We start from the raw sequence: 14,829 nt of genomic DNA on the forward strand, positions 1-14,829 counted from the left end.
CTTGAGTCCTACGAGCCGGGGCCAACGGCATGCGGTGACCACGCGTGCGTCATGGCGTTGAACATGTGGGTGCGATCGGACGGCGTGAAGCCGTAGCGGTTCCAGTGGTACAGAGCCACGTGTGGCAGAACGAATCGATACGCGAACAGGAGCCTGCCCTGCTCGTGCAACTCGCTGAACCGTGTTGCCATTATGGTATTCGCCGACGCATAGGCATGCAGAATCGCTGACTCTTCCGGCCCAAGATGGCCGATAATTCGCTCGATCGTAGGTACGGCGACGGCGCTGCTTTCACCGAGGACACGGGCCCCGTGCAGGCAGGTGACGCGACACCAGACATCCCAGATTTCCTCGGGAAACTCGAGAAATCGAAGGAACAGGTCGTTGAGCACTGCGAGGGAAAGCAGCCGCGCATCGACGGTCGCTTTTTTCTGCGCCATCCGCCCCCACCGCCACCACGCCCGACTGTCCGTGGAGAAATAGGAGTGCACGGCCTCGACCGCCTCCGGGCCTCCCAGCTTGAAGGTCTCGGCCTCATAGACACTCGCGAACCAGCGTTCGGCGATCCGGCGTCCGACCAGGACATCACAGCAGTTCTTAATCCTTTTTTCGGCAATTCCGCCGGGTTCCGACAGTAGGAAGCGGAGCCTGAGACCTGGCGGCTTTCGAACGAAGAAGAAGCAGGAAATCCGCTTGCTCTCGGTCAGCTCGTCGACCATTTCGAATACGGCGTCAAAGATGCCGGGCATCGGGTCGCTGCCCGGAGTGCGGGTGACGGGCAGCACCAGGTTGGCCTGATACCAGACGGGACCACGCGTGTCGGCGGCGCAGGAACGGCACGATGAACTCAACGGTGAACGCCTCGCCCTCGTCATTGAAGAGTTGCACCTGATCACCGGGCTCCTCGACGCAGAGGAAGCCGGCCCGGTCGCTCAGCCCGTGCAACATCGCCTCCACCGCCAGCGGGCTGTCGCGGGGGATTAGCAGGGGTGAGCCGGCGTCTCGGCTCACGAGGAGGAGCTCGGGCCAGTCGTGTCGGCGTGCCAGGTCCTGCCAGAGAAGGAAACCCCGCGAGCGCCGGGCCAGGGCGAGCTCCGTGAGAGTGGCACCGTGAATGACGGTTCTCCTCGGCTTCACGGAGTTGCCGCTCGGGAGCAGCAGGACCGGAGAGGGGGCGGACTGGGCGAGCTCGGCTTCCGTGGGGAGCTCCAGAGCGAACCAGTCCGGCGTGTCCCGGAAGGACGACAGCAGCAGCGTCTCGAGATGCGGCTCGCTGTAGCCGATGTTGGCGGGAGAGAAGCAGCAGATGGCCATGGGGCGGGCCTGCTCCTGCGCGGCGGCGACCACGATCGGGGCGTCGTCCGCGGTCAGCACCACGCCGAGCTGATCGCTGCGGTAGGACGACGAGGTTCCCCATCGATCCCACTGCAGGAAGGGAAAGGGCGGTCGAGCGAGCATGTTCGGCATGGCCTCGCACGGTCCGACGTACTCGACGACTTCGAGATCCGCTTCTCGCGCGACGCGGGTCAGGCTCCTTCGGTACCACCCGTGCAGGGCATTGTTCTCGAACTTCCGACGCGCCCTGCTGCCGATACCGAACCAGAGGTGTCCGAACCGGCCGTAGGCGGCGGCCACCTCGGACGTGCTTGCCGCGATCCGGTAGCCCGTGGCTGTCGGGCGGACGATCAGCCCGCCGATGGGCGGGGGCAGCACTTCCTCGGGGAACCCGTCGGACAGGTGGTCGCTGGGCGACGTGCTGCCTGCCAGCCACTCGGACCAGCGCAGGAGCCGTCGCCCGACTACGTGGTCGGACCCCGAAGCGCGCCAGGCCGACTCCTGTGTCGGCACCCGTCCAAATTCGGCCGTGCTCTCGCGCGCCGTCCTGTCATGGCCGCTGACCACGAGCCTCCGATGCACGGCACGCGCGGCTGCCGTGACTCCGTGACATCGCTCGAAGAGATCGAATTCCGCGACGGCGGCGGTCAGACGTGTCTTGTCCTCGGGTCCGAGGACAAGGCTGAACGGGGCGCTCGTGTCGCAGCGTAGGACGGAGCGGGGCAAGGGCGGAGGCTCGACGTCCAGTTCGGCTGCTAGTTCACGGGGGATGGTACGGGCCTCGTCCAGCACCGCGTGGAGCCGTCCGAGGGGGATGGTGCTCATCTCCCGTTCGAGGAGGCGGCAGGCCCGTCGAAGCCGCAGCACTGCGGACCTCCAGGGCTGTGCGTGCTGTTCGTGCAGGAGTCGTGGGACGGACGTCACCGCCTCCCAGGCGGAGACGAAGGTGTGGGGAAAGGCAAGGCCGCCCACCAGCAGACCCGCGCAGGCCAGGGACACGAGCATGTCATTCAGTTCGGGGGCGTGGAAGCCGTGCTCGCGCAGCTCGGCAGCGATCACGGACAGCGGTGCCGGTTGCATCTGCGCCAAGGTGGTCAGGAGTGCGTCGATCCCAGGACTGCGCGGGCGCTCCATGGACGCGATCGACGAGAAGTCGCGGACGGTGTACCGCCAGCGGGTCCGCTCCTCGTCCAGGGTCAGCGTCGGGTTCAGCTTGTACACGCCCCGGTCCAGATAGAGTTCGGTGTGCGCCAGTGACTGCACGATGAACTGGTACGGCCGCAGGTCCGGGGCGATCGCGTAGCGCGCGGGCTCTGCCCGGATTCGTGTGGCGTCCCCCCAGTCCGCGACCGTGACGCCTGCCCACAGATCGCACGGCTGGGTTCGCCACACCGCGCGGGCGAGGTAGCGGTACAGCGTCGCATCCAGGCGACGCGCTCGCTTGTCCCGGGGCGCCGAGCGCAGGTGCCGGGTCGTGAGGTGCCGGCTGAGGGCGTCGTTGGTCAGGGACAACGCTCTGGAGAATCGGGGGTCGTCGATGGTCGCTTCGAAGAGCGCCCGCCGCTGCGTTTCGACGCTCTCCAGGTATGCCTGCTCGAATGCTTGCGTGGACCGGGTCCCCACGTCGGCGGCCAGCGCGGCGAGGTCCTTGTCGCGCAATCCGAGGACCTTGCAGAGCGGAAAGAGCGCGGCACGCACGACGATCTGCGGAGCGATCTCCTCGATGCAGTCATCCGGTGTCATGCCCGGCCCACGGCCCGCATGGTGGCGAAGGCCCGCTGACCGGCCAGGCGTTTCTCGATGAGATCGGACATGGCTTCTTCCAGGCGGAGGACTCCCTGCCACTCGAAGAGGATCTCGCAGTACTCGGCCATGCCGAGTCCCGCCCGGTCGAGCCAGGCGACCATGTCCGCGTGGTCGGTCAGGCCGTGCCGGCGCCGTAGATCGTCGCTCATGTCGGCAACCTGCTGCGTGCTCACGGTGAGGCCGCGGCGTTGCATCTCCTCAAGGGCGAGGAGCCGCAGGAGGACCCGCTTGCGCGACAGTCCCACAGGCTCCTGCGTGGAACCGGGTGCCGAAAGCAGAGCGTCGACGTCGTTGTAGGGCCAGACGTGGCCGTGGTTGGCGACAACGTCGGCCTCGCCCCGGCTGTCGAACCGAATCGACTCGCCCGGCCTCATGAGCAGGGTCCTGACTGGTGAGGCGAGCGCGCGCACGCCGTTCTCCGAGCGTTCCGCGGCGGCACGGACGACCGCTTCCGGCGGTGGATCGAAGTGTGTCTCCCCGGGGGTGGCGGAGCCGTCTGCGACAGCCCCCAGTCCGAGTTGCCAGTACCAGGGTGCTCCTCCGTTTGCGTAGGGGACCACGTGGCGGGCGTGCCATCGTTCCGCCGTGTCGAGGAGAGCCTGCGAGTCACTCATGATCGTCTGCCGGGTCTGCCACAGGGATCGTGGGGTGTATAGCAGGTACTGCGGGACGGAGCTCGTCAGATACTGGATCGGGTACAGCCGCCACGGCCGATAGCCGCCGAAGAGCACGTCGATGGGCCCGTACCGTTCGTAGGCCTCTTTCGCCAGCGAGCGGACGTCGCCGAGGTGGTCCCGGCCTGCGTCCGCCAGGAAGGCGTAGCGGCGCCCCTCTCCCTCGACGAGATACGTGTTTCCTGTGTTGCGGATGTCGGGCGGGAGCGGTGCGTCGTCGGTGGGCTGCTCGCCGTACATCGGCAGTGCGACGACACGGAAGTCGCCGATGACCGTCTGCTGGTTCCAGCCGAGTGCCCGCACGTCTGTGAAGCCGAGCTCCTTCAGCCGGTAGACCATGTCGATGGCCAAGGAGGACTCTCGCGCCACCTCGGGCACGACGACCGGCGTATCCCGACCGAGCCGGAGCAGACTGTCGACGTGGAAGTGGTCCCGGTGGGAGTGGGTGACGAGGACAGCGTCGGGTGAGAGGTCGCCGTGGGTCAGCGGCTGGTAACCGGCCGGGAACCGCTCGTCGCGCGGCATAAGGAACGGGTCGATCAGGATCTTGGTTCGCGGGCTCGACAGCAGCACGGTCGCATGGCCGACCAACGTGGCCGCCCCGCGCGTGCGGGTCGGCGGGCGCGGCGCCGCGAAGCACTGGAGCTCGTACAGCGCTTCCCACAGGTCGCGTGCCGGGCCGGGGGCGGGCCTGGAGGCGTTGTGCTGCCACTCGCCGATCCATGCCGCCAGGTCACCGGCGAGTTCCGGGCCGACGGGCAGCCGCAGGGGAGCGAGGCGATCGCGGTACAGAACGATCGCCGCCGGACGGGTCTGTGAGGGCACCGGAAAGCTCAGTTCTTCGCGAATTCTGCACGCGTCGAAGATCTCGCCGGCACCGTCGAGCCCTAGGCGGTCCAGGATCTCTGGAGCCCGCTCGACCGCATCCAGCGCGTCACGCCGCAGGGTTTCGATCGCGGGGCGAAAGCGTTCCTTGAGCTTTCTTTCGAGCTGCCCGGATACCGTCGTACCGAACGGGCTGTCATCCGCGTAGGCCAGGTGCAACTCGACCGCACTGCTTAGTGAGAGTTCCATTCGCCACCTTTTGGTGTGAACTTTCGGTTCATCAGATCACCGCTGCGACTCCCGAGGCGACGAGCTCGGAGACGAGAGAGCTTGTCGCGTGTCCGCTGAACACGTCGACGCCTATCGGCCGTCCTTCGACGAGTGCGCGAAGACACGGCTCGGCTTGGGCCGGCGCCCACCACTCGTCACCGGCCACGACGAGGACGACGCCGCCGTCGCGCCGGCGGATCTCTGCTCGCGTGCTCAACAGAACCACCCTCGAGTCCGCTTCCCATGTTCCCGGACCGATGTGGTCGAGAGCCTGCAGCGTCGGACGCGGATCGAGGTAGTGCGTCTTCGACTGTGTGGCGTCGAAGAGTCGGAGTGCCGACGGGGCGAGCCATTCGTCCAGGACCGAGCGCAGAGCCGCCGCGTGCCGCGCGCGTGCCTGGTCGTCGTCCAGAACAGGGATGTCCTGACGCATGAGGTCGCATGCGGTCGCCTGTTGTACCAGCCACGTCATGAAGTCCGCGTTGGTGGGCCGGAGTACGCCGATGGTCAGGTGCAGTGAGGGTTGATTCAGCGGGGTGACCTTGTGCCACCAGCCGCGGGGCAGATAGAGCACGCTGCCTGGAGTAAGCGTCCACTCGTTCGCGTACTCGGTCGGCGGCTCGCCGAAGTCGTCGGGCAACGGCCATTTGCGTGTGGGTGACTGCACCTGCCAGTGCTTTTGCCCCAGGAGCTGGATCACGAACACGTCGTGGTCGTCCCAGTGCTCCGGGAAGCCGCCCACATCGCCCCAGCTCGCGTACATGTTGACGAAGGCGAAGACCCGTAGCGCACGTTCGATCTCCTGCTTCAGGGCGTGAATCGGCGAGTGGGCCTGGTCGATGGCGTCCCAGACCATGGTGGCGCCCTTGCGGATCTCTGCGAGGAGGCGGGCGGTGTCGAGCATCCTGAGTGGGCCGCGCAGCGTGTGAACGGTGCGATGGTAGTCCGATTCCGGTACGGCTCTCCCGAACTTCACCAGCCGAAATCTGGGGGCAGGTGGCCGCCGGTAACGGATCAACTCGTTGAGGCTGCGCCACGACAGCAGGTGGGCGAAGCGGTCCGGACTGCCCGTCCCGAACCACTCACGTCCGCCCCTAATGTCCTGCTCGAACTCCTTGACGCCGAGCGGCTCGATGAGGGACGGGAAAATAAGACGTTCGGCGTTCACCGCTGGCTTTTCGCCTCTGTTCGCTCGGATCATGACAGAGAATACGATTTCTCTGCCGAGCGGGATGCTCGTTCATAGACCATCCGGTCCGCTCGTCCTCGGTCTACGGAGATCCAGTCACCAGGATTCCAGCCGATCGCTCGGGTCGGAATACCTTCGCCCTGGAAGCGATCGGTCAGGTAGGACACCAGCTCCCACTCCGGAGGCTCACCCATGCTCATGCCAACATCTCCGATCCTTTTTCCGACCCCTTCGAGCCCGTTTCCATAAGGGAGGTAATAGCGCGGCCGCCCCGCTCGGCAGACATCCACAATGCCGTCGGGACCAGGAGTGACGCTCGGAAGTCTTCCCATTCGGAATTGCGTGAACAGCTCCCGCAGCCTGTCGAACGGCAGAGCCAGGTAGTAGTGCGGAAGTCCGAAAAAGAAAGGACAGTGGAAGCGTGGCAGTGAGCTGAGGAAGAAGTCCACAGGCCCGTGGTCGTCTCGTGAGGAACGGACGACGTCCGCCATGTCACCGAGCGGATCGACACCGCTGTCGATCAGCGAAACCGCTGTGAAGTCAGGGGTCGAGAAGCGATAGCAGCTCCCCCAGTTCCGCAGATCGGGGTGGGGCGCCTGTCCCTCACGGACAGGTTGCTCTCCGAAGAAGGGCAGGACATCGACATGGATGTCGCCGATGACGATGGAGGATCCCCACTCCGGTGCGTGTGCGTTGAGGCCGAAAAGTCTGAGGCTCCGCAACATGTCGTTGGGAGCGAGCAGGCTGGTGCGTGGCACCGGCGGGACGACCACGGTCGTTCGGGCCGGGTCGGCATGGGCCAGGACGGACGGAACACTGTAGTGATCAGCGTGCCCGTGGGTGATGAAGACCGCATCGATCCCGCCCTCGACGGCGATGGGGTCCCGGGGCGCCTGGGGCATCCAGAAGGACACCGGATCCAGTAGCACGCTCGTTGTCCTTGACCGAATGACGACGCATCCGTGTTCGCGGCGATAGATACCGGGACCCTCGATGCGTGGGAAACCGGGCATCGGCACGGAATCACCGTGAGTGAGAAGAGCGCAGAACGTGCGCGGCAGCCACGAGAGATCCGGCACGGACTCCGGGTCACCGGTCAGTGAGCGCAGTACCGACGCGACGTCGACGGCCATGGACGTGTCGAACCGCGTGGTCACCTGCTCCGCACTGCCGTTCTCCCTGAACAAGCGGAGGCGAAATGCGTAATCCGCGGACGGGTGAAGGAGCGCCTCGGTGGCGACGATGCCTCCATCGGTGACCGCTCGCGCGTCAAGAAGAGATTCATCGACCGGGAAAGCGGGATGGCGGAACAGCTCCTCGACTGCCCTCCTGCACTGTTGCGTATCGAATTCGAGAGCCATCCACCGCTGCAGCAGCTGGCCCACGAAAGGAAGAGCCTCCGGCTCTCGCTCGATGACGTGCAGCGTCGCTCCGTTAGGAACGATCATCTTGCTTCCCTTGGCTGGGCACTCTTCACGAAATCCTCTGTGCGAAGGTATCGGGGCCAAGGGGGATGCTAGCGCGACCCAAACCGTACAGCGGGGAGGACTGGGATCGGTCTGACCGTGTCGGCCCGGTCGGAGCTTCCCCGAGATGAGTGATGGGTCGTTACTCCCGGCTGTCGGGAACTTCCGCGTCGACCTGTGCGCCGTGCCACGGCACGAACGCATTTGTCAGCCCCGTGAGAGCCGGGCGCAGCTCCGGATGGTGCCGCAGGATCACCGTGGCCATGGTGTTGTCGTCGATCCAGGCCATTCCGGCCTTGGAGTACACCTCCGGGGTGTAATACGAGGTGAAGAAGCGGTCACTGCTCATCCTGACCGAAGCCATCAGAATGAAGATGCGGAACGCGGTGTTGCTGAAGGTGAACCCGTCCGGGAGTTTCTCGGCGTACATCCCGATCGTCAGGTCCACTTTCTCGATGTCATTGTCGTACAGTCGCTTGATCTCCTCGGCCCACATCGGATTGTCTGTCAGGTCCTCGAAGCTTGCCGCGGGCTTCATGCGCAGCAGCCGCCGGAACTCGTTGTAGCGGGGGACGCCCAGCTCCCGGCTGCGCAGGATGTCGGTGGCAGCAAGGTCCTGCAGGTGCCCGTCGGGTCGCTGGTACTCCTGGAGGAACTTCGGGAAGTTGTGCAGGGTGACCAGACCCGGGTGGAGCGTGCCGAAGCTGTACAGCAGGTCGGCCATGCTCGTGGTCTCGAGGACCTTCAGCGCCTCGGGTCCGGAGATCTCACGCAAGGTGCAGCGGCGCAGGGTCTCGTTGTCGACGGCGGAGCGCAGGTGCCACTCGTCGCGGATGAGCGGATGCATGCGGTAGATGGCGACGAACTCCTCGGTGAGGGCGAACGGGGCACCGTAGTGATCCGTTTCGGCACCGGGGATGCCGCTGACGAGCTCGCTGTCGCTGATCCGGCCGAGGAGGTGGTGCATGCGTTCGCCCGCGAGTCCCCACCAGTTGGTTCGCAGGGCCTTGACGGTCGTGGGATGGCTGATCACGGCCGGCGTCCACTCCACGGTGTGGATCTTGGCGATGAGTGCGGAGTTGACGAGCCGCGCCCGCTGGAACAGTTCCTCGTCGTCCCAGGACGGATACGCGGCATGCAGGTGATCGCAGATGGCGTTGTGTTCCCGGGCGAACAGGCTCTGCATGAGCACCAGGCCCAGCCAGAAGCCGGGCACTCGCGACGGATCGCGAGAGGGGTCGGGGAACGGGGTCTGCTCGTCATCCCACAGCCGCAGCCTGCCCAGCTCACCGGTGCGCAGTTGGCGTTGCTCCGCCTCACTCGACCCGTAGATCTGCGACGCGTCCCACCAGTGGGAGGAGACGTTGACGCGTGTGTCGGGCATGTCGGCACCCGCCTGCGGGTCCCGGGTCGGGTCGTCCGGTGTCCGCATGATCCGCATCGGGTGTTCCGGCCAGGGATCGTCGTCCATGAGGGGTACTTCCCAGGGCCGGTCCGCGGGGCTCGTCCCGTGGCTGAACCAGTCGCGAATCATGAACTGCAGCCAGGCGGAGACGAGCGAATTGACGGTCTCGGCGGGGATCAACTCGTGCCGGGTGAGCAGGGCTCGGCTGACGTCGCGCGGGTTCGGCCGGGACAGAACGTCCTCGGGCGTGGCCGACGCGATCTTGTCCAGCGGGATATTGCGGTTGAAGCGTGTGCCCGCCATGCCCATCCGAGGCTCGTCGAGGTCGTTGTAGCTGCCGTCGGCGCTCCGGTTGACCTTGTGCTTCTCGGACTGCGGCCCGGGATCGGGGAGGTTCACCGAGGGCAGGTGCGTGGTGTCGTGGAGGTTCTCCTGACGGAGTCTCACACGCACGCCGAAAAGGATCGCCAGGCCAGGAATCACGGCCAGCTTGTCCCAGCCGATGCGCCGATCGACGTATTCGGCGATGCCACCGGCGACTCTCCACGGGAGAGACGCGAATCCGGATCGGGAGCGGCGGGAGTAGGGTCGTTGCTTGCTCACGGTGGTACTCCTTGGGGCACTCGTGGTGGGTCCTGCATCGGGCTGACCAGACCGGCGGAGGCTGCCCATGGCCCCCGCCGGCTCCCCCGCCGATGACGTGGTCGCATCCCGTGCCGGCTCGCGGAACGCCGGACTCGGGTGTCATTCCGGCAGCTTCTGCCCGGACGGCCGGCGGACGACAACGTGCGGACAGCGGAGGTGAGCGTCGGTCAGGGCGGCACTATGGAGCGGCGGCACGGCGGACCCGGCCACCAGAACGGCCCCGCACTCCGCGGGCCGGGGCGCCGAGTGAGCGGAGTGCGTACCGGCAGCCCGGTGATCGCGTCCAAGAGCGAAACCCCGGACGACACGTGGACGCGTTGCCTGGCCACGGTGGCTCCCTAGGGGCTCGGATCGCGACGACCACTGCCGCGATGACGCAGACGCGGCCAACACCCGCAGCGGGATGAAATGCCACCAAACGCAACGCTAGGAGAAGTTCGGTCCGGCCGCATGTCGGAACAGCACCGCACCCCGACCACGGCCCGTGGTCGGCCACGTGACGCGTTCTGGCCGTACGAGGTAGGGCGCGCTTCAGCGGGACGGGCACACCGGTGAGACCGACTCGTCGGGAAGGTAGGCGGCGCGTTCCTGTGGGGTGAGGTCGCGGTGGACGACTCGGCAGATCCGCTGGATGGCTTCGGAGGGTTCGGCGAGGGCGACGGCGTCCCACAGGCGGACCGTCTTGTCGTCGTCGGCGGTGGCGAGGGTATGGCTGTCGTGGCTGAAAGCCACCGAGTTCACCGTGGCGGCATGCCCGCTGAGTGGCGTACGGGTCCTCCCGGTATGCGCGTCCCACACACGGGCGGTGAAATCGACGCTCGCGGTGGCGACGAGGTGGCCGTCGGGACTGAAGGCGACTCCGTAGACCTCGGCGCTGTGTCCTTTGAGGATGGCGCGCGGTGTGCCCTTGTCCGCGTCCCACAGCCACGCCGTCTTGTCGTCGCTCGCAGTGGCGACCGTATCGCCGTCCGGGCTGAAGGCCACCGCGTTCACCTCGTCGATGTGCCCTTTGAGGACCAAGCGCGGCTTGCCGGTCTTCGCGTCCCACAGGCGGGCGGTCTTGTCGGCGCTGGCGGTGGCGATGGTGCGGCCGTCGGGGCTGAACGCCACCCCGTACACAGTGTCGGTGTGTCTGTCGAGGGACATGCGGAAAGCGCCGGTCCTGGCGTCCCACAGGCGGGCGGTCTTGTCCGCGCCGGCGGTGACGACGGTGCGGCCGTCGGGGCTGAACGCCACCGCGGCCACCTCGTCGGTGTGTCCCTTGAGGATGGTGCGGGACCTGCCCGTGGCGGCGTCCCACAGGCGGGCGGTCTTGTCGGCGCCGGCGGTGGCGATGGTGCGGCCGTCGGGGCCGAACGCCACCGCGGCCACCTTGTCGGTGTGTCCCTTGAGGATGGTGCGGGACCTGCCCGTGGCGGCGTCCCACAGGCGGGCGGTCTTGTCGGCGCTCGTGCTGGCGATGGTGCGGCCGTCAGGGCTGTAGGCAACCGCGGTCACCGCATCCGTATGCCCGGCGAGAATTTTCCGCGACCGGCGGATGTGCGTGTCCCATAGGCGTACGACCTTGTCACGTCCGGCGGTGGCGAGGATGCGGCCATTGGGGCTGTACGCCACCGCGAAGACGAGGTCGGTGGCGCCGTTGAGGGAATCCCGGGGCGTCCCGGTGGCTACGTCCCACAGTCGCACCGGGCGTTCCAGGCCGACCGTGGCCAGGGTGCGGTTGTCGGGGCTGAAAGCCACCCCGACCACCTGTTCGACATATCCGCTGAGGGCGATGCGGGGTTTTGCGCTGGGCATGTCCCACAACTGGGTGACGTAGTCCCACCCGACGGTGGCCAGTGTGCGACCGTTGCGGCTGAAGGCCAGCGCGATCACGGCATCGGTGTGCTTCTTGAGGACCTGGCCGGGTTTGCCGGTACCCGCGTTCCACAGCCGTGCCGTCTTGTCGTCGCTCGCCGTGGCGATCGTGCGCCCGTCGGGGCTGAAGGCCACCGCGTTCACCTGGGCGGTGTGCCCTCGCAGGACGCGGCCTGGTTTGCCGGTGCGGGTGTCCCACAGCCGTACGGTCCTGTCGGCACTCGCGCCGGCGACGGTGCGGCCGTCGGGGCTGAACGCCACGGACCACACCACGTCGGTGGGCCCCCGGAGAACTGGGCCGCGTTTGCCTGTGGCCACGTCCCACAGCCGTACGGTCTTGTCGGCGCTGGCGCTGGCAAGGGTGCGGCCGTCCGGGCTGAACGCGACCCGGTACACGTCACCGGCGTGCCCCGACAGCCGCCGGTGCATCGGCAGGAGCGCAGCCGTGGTCCGCAGGTCCTCCACGGCCTCGGCCGTATGGCTGCTGCGATAGGCCTGCACCGCCAGCAACGACGCGAGGTCCGCGTTCGTCCCGCTGACCTCATTCGACTGTGCCGCCAGCTGCCGTGACACGGCCGCACGCCGCGCCTCGTTCACCGACCGCCACTGCCACACCGCACCCCCCGCCGCCAACAACGCCAGCACCAGCAACCCCCCGAGCACGGCGCTCAGCCTCCTGCCGCGACGGATCGCGGCCCGCTGCCGTTGCCGGCTGGCGTTCAGGAACTCCGAGACATCGGAGGGGAGATGGCGTCGGCGGGACCATTCCAGGCCCTCCCCGAGGGCCGTTCCGCCGAGGAGATCGCCGGGGTCCTTGCCCCCGGCCGCCCAGCGGGCCTGCCGTTCGTGGGTGTGGCTGAGCCACTCTTGGAAGCGGTGGTCCTGGTTGACCCATTCCCGCAGAGCGCCCCAGTCGCGGATGAGCGCCTCGTGGATCAGTTCGGCCACTGGCTCGCCGGGAGAGTCGTCAGGATCGCGCGGACCGTGCAGGGTCTGGGTGGTGATGATGCGATGACGGGCGAGGGAGGCGATGACCGCGTCGACGGAGGCCGACTCGCCGTCGGTGGGGTCGGCGGCCAGGGCGCGCAGCTCGTCAAGCGGAACCTGGGTGCGGACGGCCGTGATGTTGTGGCTGGGGTCGGCGGGATGGACGAGGGACGTCAGGGCGCGCCGTGCGATGACCTGTTGCTCGCGGGACAGCTCGCCCAGCGCGCTCTCGCACCACGTGGTCACACTGCCGCTGACGGCGCCGATGCGCTGGTAGGCCGCGTGGGTGAGATAGCCGTCCTTGCGTCGCTCCCACAGCTGACTGAGCGTCATCTCCAGCAGCGGGAGCACCGTGACCGGGGCCTCGCGGGTGAGGGAGGCCCCGGGGGTGGTCTCCAGGACGTCCATGATGATCTGTTCGGGCAGTCCCGGCTGGAAGTGCAGCCCGACGTCGTGGGCGGGCAGCGCGATGATGTCGTGCAGGTCCTGCCTGCTCAGCGTGCCGGGCACGTTGAGCAGGCCCGGCATGGCCGCCTCGAGCAACTTGGGTGCGAGCGCAGCGAGTTGGGGGTAGAAGTCGTCCCGCATGATCAGGATGACGGTGATCTTGGTGTAGGCGTCGGCGGCGGAGATGACCTCGTCGATGACGGCCAGGAACTCCCGCAGCCTGCCGTCGGACCTCTGGACGAGGAGTTCTTCGAACTGGTCGATGACCAGCAGGACGCGCTGGTAGGAAGGTTCTGCGGCGAGTCGGCGGTTGACCGCCGCGGTGATGCCCTCGTCGCCCGCGCCGGGCAGTCCGGCGCGTTCGATCTCGGTGAGCATGTCCTGGCGGGGGCGGGCGAGGACGGGCAGCCAGCGGTCGCTGCCGGGCAGCAGGCCCTCGGCCAGGGCGCGCAGTACGCCCGCTTGGATGAGGGACGACTTGCCCGATCCCGACGGCCCCAGCAGCAGGGTGAGCCGGCGCTGCCGGGCGAGGTTGGTCAGAACCTGTCGCACGGCGTCCTGACGGCCCTGGAACCACCGGGCATGTTCCGCGGTGAACGGTTCCAGGCCCCGATATGGGCACACCTGCTGTTCCGTCAGTTCGGGGAGGACCTCGCGGAGGACCTGTGTCGGAGTGGCGTAGGCGATCTCCTGGCCGCGTTCGAAGGCGTCGGGTGCGGTGATCTCGGTGAGCATGCCGAGGACCAGGCCGGTGACGTCGTCGAGGACGGGTCCGCCGCTGAAGCCGGTGGTGAGGTCGTTGGCGTCGGTGAGCTGGAGGTGGGTGCAGCGGCCGTCTGCGCCGGGCAGGATGTCGCCGCCGGTGCCGTAGCCGTAGTGGCCCTCGGGCGGTGCCTGGGCGGGGAATCCGAAGGAGCGCACGCGGTGGCCCCGGCAGCCCTCCGCGGAGCCCAGCGGCAGCGGCCGTGCCCCTGGCGGCGTGGCGGGCAGGCGGACGAAGGCCACGTCCTCGGAGTTGGCGGCCCGCCACAGGTCGGCCGGAACGTCTCCGGTCATCAGCTGGCCGTCAAGGTGGGGGAAGGCCAGCCGGATCTCGCTGCCGGGGCCGCCGCCGGCCGCCTCGACGACGTGCGCGCAGGTGACCAGGGTCCGTTCGGCGACCAGGAACCCAGTGCCGGCGACCGTCCCGTCCGGTCGGTGGATGCGGGCGACGGCGGGCAGCAGGTTTGTGGCGAAGCCGTCGCCGGCCTCCTGCCTCGCGCCGCCGAGGCCGACGCGGTGAGAGCGAAGGCGCAGCAGGAGGTGGACCAGGCACGCCTGGACGCCTACTGGGAAGCCCACCACGAGGCCCGCAAGCTCACCGCCGAGGCTCAGGCGGAAGCCGAATACTGCGCCCAGATCACACTCGAAGCCGACCAGCACATGGACCATTGGCAGACCCGACGAGACCGTGAAGAGCGGGACCTGCGCGAGCGCGCTCAAGATCTGCAACGCCGCGAAGCCGAACTCGGGGCACTGCAGGAACGCAGCCGGCGCTACCCCGCGATCGAGGAGGAGCTGCGCCGGCGTTTCAGGGCGTTGAAAGCCGCCCAGGGCGACCTGGACGCGCGGCTTCGCGCCCTGCAGCTGCAAGAGGAGGACTTCAAGCGCCGCGACGCGGAACTGCAAAAGGAACGCGCAGCCCTGCGCAAGGACATCGAACGTCTGCGGAACGCCGTGCAGCCTTCGAACGTCGTCTACTCCCAGTCATGCCGACGGTGCCGCAGACCCGTCGCCGTGGAGAGAAACTCCGGTTGGCGCTCCGGCGTATGGACTTGCCCGTGCGGAGAGTCCAACCGCATAACCCCCTGATGACGGCACGAGGACCTCGAACGTGGCATCGCTTCGGCACGTCGTGTGTCCCGGCACGTGAATGCCGCGGCA

8 protein-coding genes are annotated in these 14,829 nt (G+C 67.6%); 1 reads left to right on the forward strand and 7 read right to left on the reverse strand.

The annotated features are described in order from the left end of the window. Positions 1–8: 8 nt before the first annotated feature. The 7 genes from OHS82_RS02555 to OHS82_RS02585 all read right to left on the reverse strand — a co-directional run bounded on the left by OHS82_RS02555 (position 9) and on the right by OHS82_RS02585 (position 14,247). Complete coding sequence (locus OHS82_RS02555) at positions 9–785, reverse strand: thiopeptide-type bacteriocin biosynthesis protein (protein ID WP_328433158.1); 777 nt, start codon at positions 783–785, stop codon at positions 9–11. Next, positions 733–3,078, reverse strand: a complete 2,346-nt coding sequence (locus OHS82_RS02560) for a lantibiotic dehydratase (RefSeq protein ID WP_328433159.1) — start codon at positions 3,076–3,078, stop codon at positions 733–735. Before OHS82_RS02560 ends, OHS82_RS02555 begins: the two co-directional genes overlap by 53 nt. Beyond that, positions 3,075–4,889, reverse strand: coding sequence for an MBL fold metallo-hydrolase (locus tag OHS82_RS02565; RefSeq protein WP_328433160.1), 1,815 nt, complete (start codon positions 4,887–4,889; stop codon positions 3,075–3,077). Before OHS82_RS02565 ends, OHS82_RS02560 begins: the two co-directional genes overlap by 4 nt. 31 nt (positions 4,890–4,920) lie before the next feature. Beyond that, positions 4,921–6,078, reverse strand: a complete 1,158-nt coding sequence (locus tag OHS82_RS02570) for a JmjC domain-containing protein (protein WP_328433161.1) — start codon at positions 6,076–6,078, stop codon at positions 4,921–4,923. A gap of 29 nt (positions 6,079–6,107) precedes the next feature. Then, the gene (locus OHS82_RS02575; protein ID WP_328433162.1) at positions 6,108–7,547 is read right to left on the reverse strand and encodes an MBL fold metallo-hydrolase; all 1,440 of its coding nucleotides are present in this window, start codon (positions 7,545–7,547) and stop codon (positions 6,108–6,110) included. A 160-nt stretch (positions 7,548–7,707) separates the two neighbouring features. Continuing rightward, positions 7,708–9,573: a peroxidase family protein gene (locus OHS82_RS02580; RefSeq protein WP_328433163.1), complete on the reverse strand. Its 1,866-nt coding sequence runs from the start codon at positions 9,571–9,573 to the stop codon at positions 7,708–7,710. A gap of 573 nt (positions 9,574–10,146) precedes the next feature. Beyond that, entirely contained in the window at positions 10,147–14,247 is a 4,101-nt protein-coding gene (locus OHS82_RS02585) for an nSTAND1 domain-containing NTPase (RefSeq protein ID WP_328433164.1), read from the reverse strand. Between OHS82_RS02585 and OHS82_RS02590 the strand changes: the two genes are divergently transcribed. Beyond that, complete coding sequence (locus OHS82_RS02590) at positions 14,209–14,757, forward strand: hypothetical protein (protein ID WP_328433165.1); 549 nt, start codon at positions 14,209–14,211, stop codon at positions 14,755–14,757. The two genes, OHS82_RS02585 and OHS82_RS02590, sit on opposite strands and share 39 nt — an antisense overlap. Positions 14,758–14,829: the final 72 nt, after the last annotated feature.

It is taken from the genome of Streptomyces sp. NBC_00425 (genome assembly GCF_036030735.1).
Taxonomy (GTDB): Bacteria; Actinomycetota; Actinomycetes; order Streptomycetales; family Streptomycetaceae; genus Streptomyces.